Origin of the sequence: Enterobacter sp. BRE11 (genome assembly GCF_031844285.1) — a bacterium.
Taxonomy (GTDB): Bacteria; Pseudomonadota; Gammaproteobacteria; order Enterobacterales; family Enterobacteriaceae; genus Pantoea.
The window spans coordinates 206,756-224,257 of the sequence record NZ_JAUZUX010000008.1 but is presented as its reverse complement, the minus strand read 5'-3'; the positions used below and the strand labels follow the sequence as shown (position 1 = coordinate 224,257).

Below are 17,502 nucleotides of genomic sequence, written 5' to 3'. Positions count from 1 at the left end.
ATATGCTGAAAGATCTCTCCTTCAGCACATCAGATCGGGTTACGCTCTGCCTAACCATTCGACGATAAAGCCGGTAATCTCGTCGGGACGATTGAGATTCAGCAAGGGCACATCTGTATCAAAGCGGCTATCGCTGGCAACAGCAATAACGTGCTCGTCCAGCAGCGGTAAGTCCTCGCCTTTTACGCCAGCCCGCCACAAAGCAATTTTCGGCACCGGCTCATCTTTGAATCCTTCTACCAGCACCAGATCCAGCAGCGTTGCATCCATGCGGCTGACCAGATAGCGCAAATCAAGCATGGCATCCGGCGTCTCGCACATCAGCGCCCAGCGCTGTGAACTGGCGACAATAACCTGATCGGCGCCTGCTTTTCGCAGCAGATAACTGTCTTTTCCCGGCGTATCGATCTCCATCTGATGATGAGTATGCTTTATCAGGCCGGGCCGAATGCCTCGCGCTTTCAGCTGCGGAATCACCTGTTGCAAAAGCGTAGTTTTTCCGGTGCCACTCCAGGCGGCGATAGCCAGTAACGGGAGCGTCATAGCGCGTTATCCTCAAGATCGTCAGGCGTGTTCACATTGCGAAACGCGGCGTCATCCTGGCTTATCGTCACTGCATGGCCCCCCTGTTCGCGTAAAAATTGCATCAGGCGCCGCTCTCCGCGCTGCAGATAATCAGCCAGCGGCTCCGCCAGGCTGCGATGTAACAGCGCCAGGGCGGGATGATCGCGCTCGGCCGAGCGCGCCCATACGGCAGGCGCCTCTGCTTTACGTCGTTGTAGCTGCTTTACGTAATCAACGGGCACGAAGGGGGTGTCGCAGGAACAGAAGGCCACCCATTCCGTTTGTGCGGTTTGCAAACCGCTCAGCATGCCCGCCAGCGGTCCCGGATAGTCAGGCAAGGTATCTGAGATCACCCTACAGCCGCTCGACTGATAACGATCAAGGTTACGGTTGGCGCTTATCATGACAATGTCGACTTGCGGCCTGAGCCGTTGAAGAACATGCTGATAAAGCGGGATGCCGCGAAACAGCACCAGCCCTTTATCCTGACCGCCCATGCGACGCCCCTGACCGCCGGCCAGAATAACGCCGGTTAATGCTGTCATGCCGATACTCCTGTTTGAAGGCTTATAACAACGCTGTTATGAGGACAAATAGATGAAATACCATCGCCTGAATGAATTGCTTGAGCTGCTGCGTCCTGCGTGGCAACAGGAGCCCGATCTTAACCTGACGCAGTTTTTACAAAAACTGGCGCAGGAATCGGGATTCAGTGGCCCATTAAGTGAATTAACCGATGACGTATTGATTTACCATCTGAAAATGCGCAACGCCGATAAGTATGCGGAAATTCCCGGTCGACAAAAAGATTATGAAACCGATTTTAAAACTGCGCTGCTGCGCGCGCGTGGTGTGATTAAGGATGATAACTAATGCTATGCTTGGCGGCTTCCAGTAGAGACTGTAACGGATAATCCTATGGATGCCGCTTTTAATTTCGAGACGCTTGATCCTGACGCCATCCTTGATGCGCTATGGGAAACCGGACTTCGGATTGAGTCTGGGTTAACCGCGCTTAACAGCTATGAAAACCGCGTCTATCAGTTCAGTGATGAAGACCGGCATCGCTACGTGGTAAAGTTTTATCGCCCGCAGCGCTGGAGCGCGGCGCAGATTGAAGAAGAGCATCGCTTCACGCGCGATCTGCAGGCAGATGAGGTGCCGGTCGCCGCGCCTTTGATGCTGCAGGGAAAAACGCTGCATACCCATGCTGGCTTTATGTTTACCGTGTTTCCTGGCCTTGGCGGTCGGCAGTATGAAACCGACAATGATGAGCATCTGGAGTGGGTCGGCCGCTTTCTGGGCCGCATACACCAGACCGGTCGCAAGCAGCGCTTTGAACACCGTCCCTCAATGGACCTGGAGGAGTATCTGCATCAGCCGCGCGCCGAACTGGCGAGCAATGTCCTGGTGCCGGCTTCCCTGAAGGCAGCGCTGTTGCAGGCTGTAGATAAGCTTGGTGTCGCCTTGCAGCAGCGCTGGCATCACAGCTGGCAGCCGCTGCGTCTTCATGGCGATTGTCATCCTGGCAATATTCTGTGGCGAGACGGGCCATTCTTCGTCGATCTTGACGATGCGCGTAACGGGCCAGCGGTTCAGGATCTCTGGATGCTGATCAACGGCGATCGGCAGGAGCAGCGCGTTCAGTGGGATATCCTGCTTGAGGCTTATACTGAGTTCAGCGATTTTGATATTAATGAATTGTCACTGATTGAGCCTTTACGCGCTATGCGCATGGTTTATTATCTGGCCTGGGTTGCGCGCCGCTGGCAGGATCCGGCCTTTCCCCGTGCGTTTCCATGGATGACGGATGAGGATTTCTGGCGCAGACAGATTTCGCAATTTACCGAGCAGGAGAAGCTGTTGCAGGAACCACCGCTGCAGCTGACCCCGCAATTTTAAATAGAGAAGTCAGGAGAATTTTTCACAATGAAGAAAATTTGGTTTGCACTGGTTGGTTTAGTGCTGGCGTTCAGCGCCTCTGCTGCCCAGTTTACCGACGGTCAGCAATACGTCAGCCTGCCGAAACCCGTCGCTGGCGAACCGCAGGTGCTGGAGTTCTTCTCCTTCTTTTGCCCGCACTGCTATCAGTTTGAGCGTGTTTACCACGTCGGTGAGGCCGTAAGAAAGAATCTGCCCGCAGACACCAAAGTGGTTAAATATCATGTCGACTTTTTGGGCGGCGATTTTGGCCCGGTTGTGACGCATGCCTGGGCGGTGGCAATGGCGCTAGGCGTTGAGGATAAAGTTACGGCGCCCATCTTCGACGGTATTCAAAAAACTCAGACGATTACCGATCCTGACAGCCTGAAAGCAGCCTTTATTAAAGCGGCAGGCATCTCATCACAGGAATATGATGCTGCCTGGAACAGCTTTGCCGTAAAAGCGCTGGTTGCTCAACAGCAAAAAGCCGCTTCTGACGTCGATCTGCGCGGCGTGCCAGCGATGTTCGTCAACGGCAAATATATGGTCAATAACGGCGGTCTCGACACCAGTTCCATGGATAACTTTGTCGCGGAATATGCCAACGTGGTGAAATTCCTGGTCAGCCAGAAATAAAAACGCGCATTACGTCTGAAAACGCCGACAGTGTCGGCGTTTTTTTATGATTGAAATTATTTAGCTAAATAGTCCATCTGCATCCTTTCCGATTAATATCCACATAAGCCACTGCCTGTGCAGAAAGGCACACCCTGTCACGGTGATAACTTAAGTTACTGATTTAAGTTGCTTTTACAAATCATGTCGGCATTTTATACCATTAGCCGTAATGCGTTATGATTTTTGCGCACAAAGTTATCCACAGAAAGATCCTTGCGATCCGCACCGTAAAGGCGCGAAAAAATCGCAGCATGGGCGGCCTGCGTTCAACATTCTGCTCAAGCTGTGGCATCCTTATAGTCCAACCCATGGCAACGAAGATTACACAGACTTATGGCGCAAATTGCAGAAAATCCCCTGATTCTGGTTGATGGCTCATCCTACCTTTACCGCGCTTATCATGCGTTTCCGCCGCTCACCAATAGCGCAGGCGAGCCTACCGGCGCGATGTATGGCGTGCTCAACATGTTGAAGAGTCTGCTGGCGCAATACAATCCAAGCCACGTTGCCGTGGTATTTGACGCCAAGGGCAAAACCTTCAGGGATGAGTTGTTCGAGCACTACAAGTCGCATCGCCCGCCGATGCCGGACGATCTGCGCGCACAAACCGCGCCGTTGCACGAGATGGTGAAGGCGATGGGCCTGCCGCTGCTGGCGGTAAGCGGCGTCGAAGCGGACGACGTGATCGGTACGCTGGCGCTGCAGGCGGAAAAAGAGGGCCGTCCTGTGCTGATTAGCACCGGCGATAAAGATATGGCGCAGCTGGTGACGCCCAATATCACCCTGATCAACACCATGACCAATACCATCCTCGGCCCTGAAGAGGTCGAGCAAAAGTATGGCGTGCCGCCGGGGCTGATCATCGACTTTCTGGCGATGATGGGCGACAGCTCGGATAACATTCCAGGCGTGCCGGGCGTTGGCGAAAAAACCGCGCAGGCGCTGCTGCAGGGATTAGGCGGCATGCGGTCGATTTATGACAATCTGGATAAGGTCGCGGAGCTCTCCTTCCGCGGCGCGAAAACCATGGCGGCCAAGCTGGAGCAGAACCGCGAGGTCGCCTTTCTCTCTTATCAGCTGGCCACTATCAAAACCGACGTTGAGCTTGAGCTGAGCTGTAGTGAGCTGACGGTCGCCGAGCCGGACGTCGCCGCTCTGCAGGCGTTGTTCAGTCGTTACGAATTCAAACGCTGGCTGGCCGATCTGCAGGACGGCAAATGGCTGCAGGGCAAAAAGAACAACCTGAAAGCGCAGCAGGCACTGCCGGATGAAGCGCCGGTTAAGCCAGAAGCGACCAGCGTGCTCGCCTCCGACGGTTACGTCACCATTCTCGATCAGGCGACGCTCGACGCATGGCTGGAGAAGCTGAAACAGAGCGATCTGTTTGCATTTGATCTCGAAACTGATTCGCTTGATACGCTTAGCGCTAACATCGTCGGTATCGCGCTGGCCGTTGCGCCGGGCGAGGCCGCCTATCTGCCGGTAGGCCACGACTATCTTGATGCGCCGGATCAGCTCGATCGCCGCGAGGTGCTGGCGCAGCTTAAGCCGATTCTTGAAGATGGCAACGCGCTGAAGGTGGGTCAGAACCTGAAGTACGATCGCGGCGTTCTGAAAAACTACGATATTGAACTGGGCGGCATTAAGTTCGATACCATGCTGGAGTCCTATATCCTTAACAGCGTGGTGGGCAAACACGACATGGACAGCCTGTCAGCGCGCTGGCTGAACCATAAAACCGTGACTTTCGAAGAGATCGCCGGCAAAGGAAAAAATCAGCTGACGTTCAACCAAATCGCGCTGGAGCAGGCCGCGCACTACGCGGCGGAAGATGCCGACGTCACGCTCCAGCTGCACCTGAAAATGTGGGCGGAGCTGGAAAAAGAGGCGGGCCCGAAGCACGTCTTCGAAGAGATCGAAATGCCGCTGGTCACGGTGATCTCGCGCGTCGAGCGTAACGGCGTGCTGATCGACCAGGGCATTCTGGCGCAGCATTCTAAAGAGCTGACGCTCAGGCTGGCGGAGCTGGAGCAGAAGGCGCACGAGCTGGCGGGCGAGCCGTTTAACCTGTCGTCTACCAAGCAGCTGCAGACCATCCTGTTTGAAAAACAGGGCATTAAACCGACTAAGAAAACGCCGGGCGGGGCGCCTTCCACCAGTGAAGAGGTGCTGGCGGAGCTGGCGCTCGATTATCCGCTGCCGAAAGTTATTCTGGAACATCGCGGCCTGTCGAAGCTCAAGTCTACCTACACCGACAAGCTACCGCAGATGATCAATCCGCTCACTGGCCGCGTCCATACCTCCTATCACCAGGCGGTAACGGCGACAGGGCGTCTCTCCTCTACCGATCCTAACCTGCAGAACATCCCGGTACGCAATGACGAGGGCCGTCGCATCCGTCAGGCATTTATCGCCGGGAAAGGCAACCGCATCGTCGCGGCGGACTACTCGCAAATTGAGCTGCGCATCATGGCGCACCTCTCGCAGGATAAAGGTCTGCTGGACGCCTTCGCGCACGGTGAGGATATTCACCGCGCCACCGCGGCAGAGGTCTTCGGCGTTGCGCTGGATAAAGTGAGCGGCGAACAGCGCCGCAGCGCGAAGGCGATTAACTTCGGCCTGATTTACGGCATGAGCGCGTTTGGCCTGTCGCGTCAGCTCAATATCGGCGCAGGAGAAGCGAAGCGCTATATGGATCTCTACTTCGAACGCTATCCCGGCGTGCTGCGCTACATGGAAAATACGCGCCAGCTGGCGGCCAGCAAAGGCTACGTCGAAACCCTGGACGGACGTCGCCTGTGGCTGCCGGACATCAACTCCAGCAACGCTATTCGCCGTAAAGCGGCTGAACGAGCGGCTATCAATGCGCCGATGCAGGGCACGGCAGCCGATATCATTAAGCGAGCAATGATTGCGGTGGATGACTGGCTGCAGCAGCGCAACGACGGCGCGATCAGGATGATCATGCAGGTTCACGATGAACTGGTGTTCGAAGTGCAGGGCGATGAAGTTGAGTCCGCCAGCCAGCAGATCCGCGCACTCATGGAAGGCAGTATGAAGCTGGACGTGCCGCTGCAGGTTGAAGTCGGCGTCGGCGAAAACTGGGACGAGGCACACTGATTGAGATCGCTCAGGCTGGCGACGACGCTTCGTTGCCAGTCGCTTCAGGCATAAGAAAAAAGTCGGTTTAACCGATTCAGCCACAGCTAAAAGTACGCAGGTTCTAACTGCTTATCGGTTAAGCATTTTTCTGGTAATTAAACTACAGGCAGAGGCGAATTTTGTGACGAACACATGAAAAATCATGTCGTTTGATGAAAGCTAACTACAAAAAAACCTTTGTGCGTCAGAAAAAATCAGGTAAAGTTCGAGGCGTAGGGTACAGAGGTAAGATGTTCTATCTTTCAGACCTTTTACTTCACGTAATCGGATTTGGCTGAATATTAGCCGCCCCAGTCATTTATGACTGGGGCGTTTTTTATTGGGCTTTTGGTCAGCTTCGCAAGGCCATTACGCCTCGGCGGAGTCATCTTGCGCGGGCGCCAGTTCGTTAAACCAGACGTCCAGTTTTTGACGCAGCTTGTCGACGCCCATCTTTTTCAGGGAAGAGAACATTTCCACCTGCACATCGCCCATAAAGGCCAGCGCCGCTTCGCGTACCATATTGAGCTGCGCTTTGCGCGCGCCGGAAGCGAGTTTATCCGCCTTAGTCAGCAACACCATCACCGGGATGCCGCTCTCTACCGCCCACTGAATCATCTGCTGGTCGAGATCTTTTAACGGATGACGAATATCCATCAATACCACCAGGCCTTTCAGCGCTTCGCGCTTTTGCAGATATTCACCCAGTGCACGCTGCCATTTGCGCTTCATCTCTTCCGGGACTTCCGCATAGCCGTAGCCGGGCAAATCCACCAGACGTTTGCCTTCAGTAACCTCAAACAGGTTGATTAGCTGCGTGCGTCCGGGTGTTTTACTGGTGCGCGCCAGGCTTTTTTGATTGGTAAGCGTGTTCAGCGCGCTCGATTTCCCCGCGTTGGAACGCCCGGCGAAGGCGACCTCAATACCGGTGTCGGCTGGCAGGTGACGAATATCCGGGGCGCTGAGAATGAAATGGGTTACGTGATAATTCAGTGCAGACAAAGTTTAACTCCAGAGACGAATGCGGGCATTGGCGCTGATTATACGCGTTATGGCGCAAAAGTGCCCGAGCGCATCGATCGGTGGGCTTTTGTAAGATATCAGCTATAAAAGCTGCCAGCGATGACTGTTTTTACTAAAAATTTTAAAAATTAAAAACCTCTTTAATCATGAGCTTGGGAGTAATAAGACCTTTAAATGCACAAAAAAGCCTGATGTCAGGTTGTGGGTTCCGCAGGTTGGTCTACATTATTGGGCAGTGCGGGGCTGCACCCATCAGGATGATGTGCTCAGGAGCGTCAGGACGACCGCGAGCAATGGAAAGGAGACGGTCAGGGATAACAGGCCGGATAAGGACAGGGATTCGCTCAGGAGTTGAGCAGGCGCGGGATTGACCGGGACGTTGCGAGCCAAAAGGGAATAAAAATATGATTCCTTCTGCGGAAGGTGCGAAATAAGGCGACAGCATTAGGCTGTCGCCTTTTTTCTTTGTCCGCTTTCTGCTAGATTTCGCCGCAATTCTGTCCCCCTCTGTTGTCAGACGAGCTTGAGAAGCGGATACGTACGTTAAGGTGCGCATCGCCCACAAAAAAGCAGCGTCAGGAGTGAGAGGGTTATACTGATACTGATTAAAAACAGTGAGACCTGACATCATGAAGCAACCTGTACGCGGCGCACACGCTAAACCGGCAAGTAAAACAAAACGCAAATCGCGCGAAGAACTTAACGAGGCCGCACGCGATCGCAAGCGTGACAAAAAGCATCGCGGCAACGCCTCCGGCAGCCGTACCAATCCTGTTACCAGCGCGGGAAAATCTGCTCAGGGAAACAAAGCCAAAGATCCGCGCATCGGCAGCAAAAAGCCGATCCCGCTGGTGGCGGATGGTGCAGTTGCGAGCGCGCCGGTAAAAAAAGCGGCGAAGCCCGTGGCGAAAAAAGTGCGTCTCACCCCGGAAGAGGAGCTGGCGCAGCTGGAAAACAGCGAGCGTCTTGATGCGCTGCTGGATCGCATGGAAAACGGCGACACGCTGTCGGCGGAAGAACAGGCCTGGCTGGATGAAACTCTGGACCGCATCGATGAACTGATGGAACAGCTCGGCATCGATATGGATGACGAAGCGGAAGATGAGCAGGCTGAAGAAGATATGTATCGTCTGCTGAAAGGCAACTGAGTTTTTGATCGGCATGCGCGCAGGCGCATGCCGCGCCAGACAGGTAAATCGTTATGTTTTGGCCTGGATCAATTTTAGCGCTGCTGCTGTCATGTTATCTCATCTGGTTATTGGCTAAACTACGCCGCCTGTCGCGTCTGAAGTCACGTTTACGTCGGGTTCCGTCCCGCCCACCTTTCCTCTCTTCTGCATCGCGACCCTCTCTCAGACGTCACCGGAAGGAGTAAGCATGTCTTTGCAACCTGTCTCCTGGGACCAGCGGCTTATTGAAAAATACAATTACGCCGGTCCGCGCTATACCTCATACCCGACTGCGCTTGAATTCAGCGACAGCTACGGCGAGGCGGATTTTCTGCGTGCCGTGGCGCGCTATCCGGCGCGCCCGCTGTCGCTCTACGTTCATATCCCGTTCTGCCATAAGCTCTGCTATTTCTGCGGCTGCAATAAGGTCGTCACGCGGCAGCTGCATAAAGCTGACTGCTATCTTGACGCGCTGGCACAGGAGATTCGCCAGCGCGCGCCGCTGTTCCGCGACCGACGCGTCACGCAGCTGCACTGGGGCGGCGGCACGCCGACCTTTCTTAATCATGACCAGCTTTCACGGCTGGTGGCATTATTGAGGGATCACTTTAGCCTGGCGGACGATCTGGAGATGTCGATCGAGGTCGATCCGCGCGAAATCGATCCCGATACCATTTCGCACCTGCGCCAGCTCGGTTTTAACCGGCTGAGCATGGGCGTGCAGGATTTCAATAAAGCGGTGCAGGAGCGCGTAAATCGCGTTCAGGATGAAGAGGCGATCTTTGCCCTGATGGCGCGGGCACGCGAGCAGGGCTTTCACTCTACCAGCATCGATCTTATCTACGGCTTGCCGCTGCAAACGCCGGAGAGCTTCGCCTATACCCTACAGCGCGTGATTGCGCTTAATCCGGACCGCATGAGCGTGTTCAACTATGCGCATCTGCCGACGCTTTTTGCGGCGCAGCGTAAAATCAAAGAGCAGGAGTTGCCGTCGGCGCAGCAGAAGCTGCAAATCCTGCAGCAGACCATCGCGACGCTGACGCAACAGGGCTATGACTTTATCGGCATGGATCACTTTGCGAAACCGCAGGACGAGCTGGCGCAGGCGCAGCGCGCTGGCTTGCTGCATCGCAACTTCCAGGGCTATACCACTCAGGGCGACAGCGATCTGCTGGGGCTAGGCGTGTCCGCCATCAGCATGATTGGCGACAGTTACGCACAGAACGAGAAAGAGCTGAATCGCTGGTACGACGCGGTGGCGTCGCGCGGCGAGGCGCTGTGGCGCGGCGTAGCGCTAAGCGCGGACGATTGCCTGCGACGCGACGTCATCAAGCAGCTAATTTGCAACTTCTCGCTCGATTTTGGCGCCGTTGAAGCGCAGCATGCGATTCGCTTCTGCGACTATTTCGCCGAGGATTTAGCGCTGTTGCAGCCACTGATTGACGATGGTCTGGTGGCACGGCGCACGGATGGTTTGCAGGTCACCGGCGCAGGCCGTTTACTGATCCGCAACATCTGCATGTGCTTTGACGTGTATCTGCGCCAGAAGGCGCGCCAGCAGCAGTTTTCGCGCGTGATTTAAGGCAAAACGCGCTGGCGCGGAGTTTAGTTAAACAGATTGACCATGATGGCGCACAGCACGGTCGCGAAGGCAGCCTGCGGCGAGTGGCCGAGGGCACTGCCGATAACAGCGACATTGTGCGAAATCATGTGAAGAAAGGAATCTAACATCGTTCATCTCCCGATAGCCGCCCGTATGATACTGAACGGCATCGGCGTGTAAAGCGGGACAAGGCGAGGTTTTGTGTAAAAAGTCGCCTTGCCCTTCGCTCGTTACTCCATACCCAGCTCTTTCAGCTTGCGCGTGAGGGTATTACGTCCCCAGCCCAGCAGCCTTGCCGCCTCCTGCTTGTGTCCCTGCGTATGACGCAAAGCCGTGGTCAGCAGAGTGCGCTCCATCTCCGGCTGCGCCTCGGAGAGCAGGTTTTGATGACCGGAACGCAGCGCGCGGTCGGCCCACTGCGCCAGCAGAGTTGCCCAGCTGTCCGGCAGCGACTGCACCGGATTGTCCGGCGTGCTGGACTCAAACAGCTCAGGAGGCAGATCCTGAATCAGCACCTCCTGGCCGGCCGCCATCACCGTCAGCCAGCGGCAGGTGTTCTCCAGCTGGCGCACGTTGCCGGACCAGTGCAGACGCGTCAGCGCCGCTTCGGTTTCCGGATGGAGGATTTTCGCTTCGACGCCCAGTTCGCGGGCCGCCACCTGCAGGAAATAGCGTGCCAGGCGAGGAATATCTTCACGGCGCTCGCGCAGCGGCGGCAGATGCACGCGGATCACGTTCAGGCGGTGGAACAGATCCTCGCGGAATTTGCCCTCCTGCACCCGCAGCTCGAGATTCTGGTGCGTGGCCGCAATAATGCGCACGTCAACTTTAACCGGCGCATAGCCGCCGACGCGATAAAACTGCCCGTCGGCCAGCACGCGCAGCAGACGCGTCTGCACGTCGAGCGGCATATCGCCGATCTCATCCAGAAACAGCGTGCCGCCATCCGCCTGCTCGAAACGGCCCTGACGAATCTGATTCGCGCCGGTAAACGCCCCTTTTTCATGACCGAACAGCTCCGACTCGATCAAATCCTTCGGGATGGCGGCCATATTAAGAGCGATAAAAGGGGCCTTGGCACGCGGGCTGTGACGATGCAGCGCATGCGCGACCAGCTCTTTCCCGGTTCCCGATTCGCCGTTGATCAGCACGCTGATCGACGAGCGCGACAAACGGCCGATAATGCGGAAGACATCCTGCATCGCCGGCGCTTCGCCGATGATATCGGTGGTGGGGCCGCTGACCGGCTGATTGCGCGGCTGCTGCTGCTCCTGATAATGACTAATGGCACGCTCCACCAGCGCTACCGCCTCATCAATATCGAAGGGTTTCGGCAGATAGTCGAAGGCCCCTTGCTGATAAGCGCTGACGGCCGCGTCGAGATCGGAGTGCGCCGTCATAATGATGACCGGCAGCATCGGATGACGCTGTTTAATCTGTTTCAGCAGCGCCAGTCCATCCATGCCCGGCATGCGAATATCTGACAGTAAAACGTCTGGGGTTTTGCTCGAGAGCGCGTCCAGCACCTCATTGCCGCTGTCGAAAGTGGCGCAGCTTAACCCGGCTCCAGTAAGCGCGCGTTCGAGCACCCAGCGGATGGAGCTATCGTCATCGACGATCCAGACTATCCCTCGTTGCATAGAAACCTCACTGGCGAATAGGCAGATAAACCGAAAATTCGGTGTGTCCAGGCCAACTGTTAAACTCAATTTTTCCTGAATGCTGATCAATCAGGCTACGGGCGATAGAGAGACCCAGGCCGGTGCCGCCTTCGCGTCCGCTCACCATCGGATAGAACAGGGTATCCTGCAGCTGAGCCGGAATGCCCGGGCCATTATCCTCAACGTCAATGCGTGCCACCAGACGATAGCGCGTACCGTGCAGGGTAAGCTGGAAGGCGGTGCGGGTGCGTAAAATAATGGTGCCGCCCTCGTTGCCCAGCGCCTGCAGCGCGTTACGCACCACGTTGAGCAACACCTGCTCAATCTGATCGGGATCGTGCGGCAGCTCCGGCAGGCTGGGGTCGTAATCGCGCACCAGCGAGACATTCTCCGGCAGCTCCATCGACACCAGATTCACTACCCGCTCCGCCACCTGGTGAATGCTCTGCGTGATATGCATGCCAGGCTGCTGCGGACCGAGCAGACGATCCACCAGATTACGCAGGCGGTCCGCCTGCTCGATAATGACTTTGGTATATTCGTTCAGCGACGGGTCGGGCAGCGCGCGCGACAGCAGCTGCGCCGCGCCGCGAAGTCCGCCCAGCGGATTTTTAATTTCGTGTGCGAGTCCTCGCACCAGATCGCGCGCCGCCACCTGCTGCGCATGCTGAAGCTGCTCCTGGCTGAGACGGCGTTGATTATCCATCGGCGCCATCTCCAGCAGAATAAAACCGTCCGGCAGCCGTTGCGCCGTCAGCGCCATCACGTGCGCGCGGCCGTCGACCACCAGCGTCACTTCGCTGTCGGTAAAGCCCTGGCCAGCCTCCAGACTCTCGCGCATCACTTCAATATTCAGTGAAAAATAGCCGGTCAGATCGGGCAGCGGCGTGCCGAACAGTTTGCGTGAGCTTTGCGCCAGTAACTGCTGCGCCGCCGGATTGGCGTAGTGGATGACCAGATCGTCGTCCACCAGCAGAATACTGTTTATCAGGGAGTTGAGAATTTGCCCCGCGTCGGGCAGGGAGCCAGTTGCCATACAGCGTTCCTCTGCACTGATTTAGTGCATTATACTCTTCCGCGCCTGTTTTCAGACGGCTGAACGATGATTTCGCGGCGAAAAAAGCCCATCCGGAGATGGGCTAAAGTTTCCACGGCAACAAAAATCTTCTGCGCCCTGCGCGTCGCCGCTGCGTTAGCAGCCCCGGGAACTATCCTGTTGCCGCCTGAGGCGGCAACGCGACCGGTGCAGAATAAAGATTAAACGCTGTAGTAAAGTTCGAACTCAACCGGGTGCGGCGTCATGCGGATACGGTCATTTTCGACTTTACGCAGTTCGATGTAGGCATCGATGGCGTCGTCGGTGAACACGCCGCCGCGGGTCAGGAACTCGCGATCTTCGTTCAGTGCGTTCAGCGCTTCTTCCAGCGAACCCGCTACTTTTGGAATCTCCGCTTCTTCTTCCGGCGGCAGATCGTACAGGTTCTTGTCCATTGCATCGCCCGGGTGGATCTTATTGATCACGCCGTCCAGGCCAGCCATCAGCAGCGCGGTGAACGCCAGGTACGGGTTAGCGGCCGGATCCGGGAAGCGCGCTTCGATACGGCGGGCTTTCGGGCTGGCGACAACCGGAATACGGATAGAGGCGGAGCGGTTACGGGCAGAGTAAGCCAGCATAACCGGCGCTTCGTAGCCAGGCACCAGACGCTTGTAGGAGTTAGTGGTCGGGTTCGCCAGAGCATTGATCGCTTTCGCGTGCTTGATGATACCGCCGATGTAGAACAGCGCGGTTTCAGACAGGCCGCCGTACTTGTCGCCAGCGAACAGGTTCACGCCGCCTTTAGAGAGCGACATATGGCAGTGCATACCTGAACCGTTGTCGCCAAACATCGGCTTCGGCATAAAGGTCGCGGTTTTGCCGTAGGCGTGCGCAACGTTGTGCACCACATATTTATAAATCTGAATTTCGTCCGCTTTCTTGGTCATGGTGTTGAAGCGGGTCGCCACTTCGTTCTGACCAGCCGTTGCCACTTCATGGTGATGTGCTTCAACCACCAGGCCCATCTGCTCCATGGTCAGACACATAGCGGAGCGGATATCCTGTGAGGAGTCAACCGGCGGAACCGGGAAATAGCCGCCTTTCAGGCCCGGACGGTGGCCTTTGTTGCCGCCTTCGTACTCTTTGCCGGTGTTCCAGGCCGCTTCGATATCGTCGATAGCGACGTGCGAGCCGGAAGTTGAAGAGCCGAAGCGAATGTCGTCGAACAGGAAGAATTCCGGCTCCGGTCCAAACAGCACGGTGTCGGCGATGCCTGATGAGCGCAGATACTCTTCAGCGCGTTTAGCGATAGAGCGCGGGTCGCGATCGTAGCCCTGCATGGTGCCTGGCTCGAGGATGTCACAACGGATGATCAGCGTCGGGTCTTCGAAGAACGGATCCAGAACGGCGGTGGTCGCGTCCGGCATCAGCACCATGTCTGATTCGTTAATGCCTTTCCAGCCGCCGATAGAGGAGCCATCAAACATTTTGCCTTCTTCGAAGAAGTCAGCGTTAACCTGGTGAGCAGGGATAGTAACGTGCTGTTCTTTACCTTTGGTATCGGTAAAACGCAGGTCAACAAACTTAACTTCGTGCTCGTTCATCATCGAGAGAACGTGTTCAGCGGACATACTCAACTCTCCTGGAAATGGTCATTGTCATCGTGGTGAGTGGCTGCGTCGTCTGAAACCTGAAGTGTCCGACCGCCATCCCCAACCAACCGATCTCGGCAAGCTCTGCAACCGTTGTGCAACTGCTGTTTTCGCTTATAAGAGATAAAGCGAATTCTGTGCCAACTTTCTTTTTTGCGGCTAAACCCCGCCTGTGCGCACCCTTTTGTTGCCAGCGCGCTGCACCAGCGTGGCAAATTTGCACCAAAGTTGTGCTTGCCCGCCTTTTAGTGGCACTAAAATGGTGCAAGCCTCCAACTTAGTGCATTAAGTGCACCGCATCCAGCGCAAATTTCCGTCAGTGCAATAAACTTCAGGTGAAAAGTGTGATCGTGTTCAGTATCCCGCTTAATCCGTGTACAATAGCGCGCTATTTCTAATGCCTGAGGCAAAGTTGTGATCGAAAATTTGCGTAACATCGCCATCATCGCGCACGTCGACCATGGTAAGACCACCCTGGTTGATAAGCTGCTGCAACAGTCCGGTACCTTTGACGCGCGTACCGAAGCGACTGAGCGCGTGATGGACTCCAACGATTTGGAGAAAGAGCGTGGAATTACCATCCTCGCTAAAAACACCGCTATCAAATGGAATGACTACCGTATCAACATCGTTGATACCCCAGGACACGCCGACTTTGGCGGTGAGGTAGAGCGCGTCATGTCCATGGTTGATTCGGTGCTGCTGGTTGTCGATGCGATGGATGGCCCTATGCCGCAAACTCGCTTCGTGACCAAAAAAGCCTTTGCCCATGGTTTGAAGCCGATCGTCGTTATCAACAAGATTGACCGTCCGGGCGCGCGTCCTGACTGGGTTGTTGACCAGGTATTCGACCTGTTCGTCAATCTGGACGCTACCGACGAGCAGCTTGATTTCCCGATCATTTACGCATCTGCGCTGCAGGGCATCGCCGGTCTGGATCACACCGACATGGCTGAAGATATGACCCCGCTGTACCAGGCGATCGTTGAGCATGTTTCTCCGCCGAAGGTGGAAGTTGACGCGCCGCTGCAGATGCAGATCTCGCAGCTGGACTACAACAACTACCTGGGCGTGATCGGCATCGGCCGCATCAAGCGCGGTAAAATCAAGCCGAACCAGCAGGTTACCGTTATCGACAGCGAAGGCAAAACGCGCAACGGTAAAGTCGGTAAAGTGCTGGGCCACCTGGGCCTGGAGCGTATCGATACTGACCTGGCGGAAGCGGGCGACATCGTTGCAATCACCGGTCTGGGCGAGCTGAACATCTCCGATACCATTTGCGATCCGCAGAATGTAGAGGCGCTGCCGGCGCTGAGCGTCGACGAACCGACGGTGACCATGTTCTTCAACGTCAACACTTCGCCGTTCTGCGGTCAGGAAGGCAAGTATGTGACGTCGCGTCAGATCCTTGAGCGCCTGAACAAAGAGCTGGTGCACAACGTTGCGCTGCGCGTAGAAGAAACAGAAGATGCGGACGCGTTCCGCGTATCGGGCCGTGGCGAACTGCACCTGTCGGTGCTGATCGAAAACATGCGTCGCGAAGGCTTCGAACTGGCGGTTTCCCGTCCGAAAGTTATCTTCCGTGAAATCGACGGCCGTAAACAAGAGCCGTTCGAGAACGTCACGCTGGATATCGAAGAGAACAATCAGGGCGCGGTCATGCAAGCCATGGGCGAGCGTAAAGGCGATCTGAAAAACATGGATCCGGATGGCAAAGGCCGCGTACGTCTTGACTACGTGATCCCAAGCCGTGGGCTGATCGGCTTCCGTAACGAATTCATGACCATGACTTCGGGTACCGGTCTGCTCTATTCCACCTTCAGCCACTACGACGACATTCGTCCGGGCGAAGTGGGCCAGCGTCAGAACGGCGTGCTGATCTCTAACGGCCAGGGCAAAGCGGTTGCCTTCGCCCTGTTCGGTCTGCAGGATCGCGGCAAGCTGTTCCTGGGCCACGGCGCGGAAGTCTATGAAGGCCAGATCATCGGTATTCACAGCCGCTCAAACGACCTGACCGTTAACTGCCTGACCGGTAAGAAGCTGACCAACATGCGTGCTTCCGGTACGGATGAAGCAACCACGCTGGTGCCGCCGGTGAAGATGACCCTTGAGCAGGCCATCGAATTCATCGATGACGACGAGCTGGTTGAAGTTACCCCGCAGTCGGTGCGTATCCGTAAACGTCACCTGACCGAAAACGACCGCAAACGCGCGTCGCGCGGTCCGAAAGAGTAAGACGTTTCGCTCTGATAAAAAGCCCCGCTTAGCGGGGCTTTTTTTATTCCTGTCCTCTGTCTGATGCGCGTTATCCCGCTGCGACGGCGCCGTCCGTCAACCATGCGCCTGAAGTTGGCCTGCGCCAGCTTCAATAACGGATTTTCTCCTGCCTGTTACCTGTTCAGCCCCTAATTTTGCCGCTAGAGTGAATGATCCAGGGAACCAGAGGAGTAACGGCATGTTGTACATTTTTGATTTAGGCAATGTGATTATTGATATCGACTTCAATCGCGTGCTGGGCGTCTGGAGTGACCTCGGCCGCGTTCCGCTGGCGCTGCTGCAAAGCCGCTTCCAGATGGATGAGGCGTTTGAGCAGCACGAGCGCGGCGAGATCAGCGACGAACATTTCGCCGCAGAGCTGTGCGAGCGGCTCGACATTGCGCTGAGCTATGAGCAGTTCGTGGCGGGCTGGCAGGCGGTATTTATGGGCGCGCGTGCCGATACGCTGGCGCTGATGAATCAGCTCCGCGCCGACGGGCATCGCGTGGTGATCCTCTCCAATACCAACAAGCTGCACACCGAATTCTGGCCGACGCAGTATCCGGACGTGCGCGCCGCGGCGGACGCCATCTATCTGTCGCAGGAGTTGGGCATGCGTAAGCCTGAGGCACGTATCTTTGAGCACGTGCTGCAGCAGGAGGGTTATCGCGCCGATCAGGCGATCTTCTTTGACGATAACGCGGATAATATTGCAGGCGCGGAGGCGCTTGGCATCAGAAGCGTACTGGTCACCGACAGCAAAACCGTGCCGACCTGGCTGGCAAGCCATCGCTGA

16 protein-coding genes are annotated in these 17,502 nt (G+C 56.1%); 9 read left to right on the top strand and 7 right to left on the bottom strand.

From position 1 onward, the window contains the following. Positions 1–39: 39 nt before the first annotated feature. Entirely contained in the window at positions 40–543 is a 504-nt protein-coding gene (gene mobB / locus Q9R34_RS10750; RefSeq protein ID WP_485893551.1) for a molybdopterin-guanine dinucleotide biosynthesis protein MobB, read from the bottom strand. Then, entirely contained in the window at positions 540–1,109 is a 570-nt protein-coding gene (gene mobA, locus Q9R34_RS10745; protein WP_485893550.1) for a molybdenum cofactor guanylyltransferase MobA, read from the bottom strand. Before mobA ends, mobB begins: the two co-directional genes overlap by 4 nt. Before the next feature lie 52 nt (positions 1,110–1,161). On the opposite strand from mobA, the gene Q9R34_RS10740 reads away from it, so the two are divergent. The 5 genes from Q9R34_RS10740 to spfP all read left to right on the top strand — a co-directional run bounded on the left by Q9R34_RS10740 (position 1,162) and on the right by spfP (position 6,605). Further along, positions 1,162–1,437: a YihD family protein gene (locus Q9R34_RS10740; RefSeq protein WP_033754214.1), complete on the top strand. Its 276-nt coding sequence runs from the start codon at positions 1,162–1,164 to the stop codon at positions 1,435–1,437. A gap of 45 nt (positions 1,438–1,482) precedes the next feature. After that, complete coding sequence (locus Q9R34_RS10735) at positions 1,483–2,466, top strand: serine/threonine protein kinase (RefSeq protein WP_485893547.1); 984 nt, start codon at positions 1,483–1,485, stop codon at positions 2,464–2,466. A 27-nt stretch (positions 2,467–2,493) separates the two neighbouring features. Next, on the top strand, positions 2,494–3,123 hold the full coding sequence (gene dsbA / locus Q9R34_RS10730; protein WP_434126500.1) for a thiol:disulfide interchange protein DsbA: 630 nt from the start codon (positions 2,494–2,496) through the stop codon (positions 3,121–3,123). 375 nt (positions 3,124–3,498) lie between these two features. Beyond that, positions 3,499–6,285 carry a DNA polymerase I gene (gene polA / locus Q9R34_RS10725; protein WP_485893545.1) on the top strand — a complete coding sequence of 929 codons (2,787 nt, stop codon included), beginning with the start codon at positions 3,499–3,501 and terminating at the stop codon, positions 6,283–6,285. Between the two features lie 272 nt (positions 6,286–6,557). Then, a complete protein-coding gene (spfP, locus tag Q9R34_RS10720; RefSeq protein ID WP_071892919.1) occupies positions 6,558–6,605 on the top strand; it encodes a small protein SpfP in 48 nt (15 codons plus the stop codon). A 70-nt stretch (positions 6,606–6,675) separates the two neighbouring features. Here spfP and yihA read toward each other — a convergent pair whose 3' ends face one another. Beyond that, positions 6,676–7,308 carry a ribosome biogenesis GTP-binding protein YihA/YsxC gene (gene yihA / locus Q9R34_RS10715; RefSeq protein ID WP_033754226.1) on the bottom strand — a complete coding sequence of 211 codons (633 nt, stop codon included), beginning with the start codon at positions 7,306–7,308 and terminating at the stop codon, positions 6,676–6,678. 650 nt (positions 7,309–7,958) lie between these two features. Here yihA and yihI point away from each other — a divergent pair. Together yihI and hemN are read left to right on the top strand one after the other, a co-directional pair. Then, the gene (gene yihI, locus Q9R34_RS10710) at positions 7,959–8,477 is read left to right on the top strand and encodes a Der GTPase-activating protein YihI (protein ID WP_434126494.1); all 519 of its coding nucleotides are present in this window, start codon (positions 7,959–7,961) and stop codon (positions 8,475–8,477) included. Between the two features lie 229 nt (positions 8,478–8,706). Further along, a complete protein-coding gene (hemN, locus tag Q9R34_RS10705) occupies positions 8,707–10,080 on the top strand; it encodes an oxygen-independent coproporphyrinogen III oxidase (protein ID WP_485893543.1) in 1,374 nt (457 codons plus the stop codon). 23 nt (positions 10,081–10,103) lie between these two features. Here hemN and Q9R34_RS10700 read toward each other — a convergent pair whose 3' ends face one another. From Q9R34_RS10700 to glnA, 4 genes are all read right to left on the bottom strand, one after another. Continuing rightward, complete coding sequence (locus Q9R34_RS10700; RefSeq protein WP_143807603.1) at positions 10,104–10,229, bottom strand: YshB family small membrane protein; 126 nt, start codon at positions 10,227–10,229, stop codon at positions 10,104–10,106. 102 nt (positions 10,230–10,331) lie between these two features. Continuing rightward, the gene (gene glnG, locus Q9R34_RS10695; protein WP_033792920.1) at positions 10,332–11,741 is read right to left on the bottom strand and encodes a nitrogen regulation protein NR(I); all 1,410 of its coding nucleotides are present in this window, start codon (positions 11,739–11,741) and stop codon (positions 10,332–10,334) included. A gap of 7 nt (positions 11,742–11,748) precedes the next feature. Beyond that, a complete protein-coding gene (glnL, locus tag Q9R34_RS10690) occupies positions 11,749–12,798 on the bottom strand; it encodes a nitrogen regulation protein NR(II) (protein ID WP_434126489.1) in 1,050 nt (349 codons plus the stop codon). 221 nt (positions 12,799–13,019) lie between these two features. Then, a complete protein-coding gene (glnA, locus tag Q9R34_RS10685; RefSeq protein ID WP_371244677.1) occupies positions 13,020–14,429 on the bottom strand; it encodes a glutamate--ammonia ligase in 1,410 nt (469 codons plus the stop codon). 435 nt (positions 14,430–14,864) lie between these two features. Between glnA and typA the strand changes: the two genes are divergently transcribed. Both typA and yihX read left to right on the top strand, forming a co-directional pair. Then, on the top strand, positions 14,865–16,685 hold the full coding sequence (gene typA / locus Q9R34_RS10680) for a ribosome-dependent GTPase TypA (RefSeq protein ID WP_434126485.1): 1,821 nt from the start codon (positions 14,865–14,867) through the stop codon (positions 16,683–16,685). Positions 16,686–16,905: 220 nt separating this feature from the next. Beyond that, complete coding sequence (gene yihX, locus Q9R34_RS10675; protein ID WP_485893539.1) at positions 16,906–17,502, top strand: glucose-1-phosphatase; 597 nt, start codon at positions 16,906–16,908, stop codon at positions 17,500–17,502.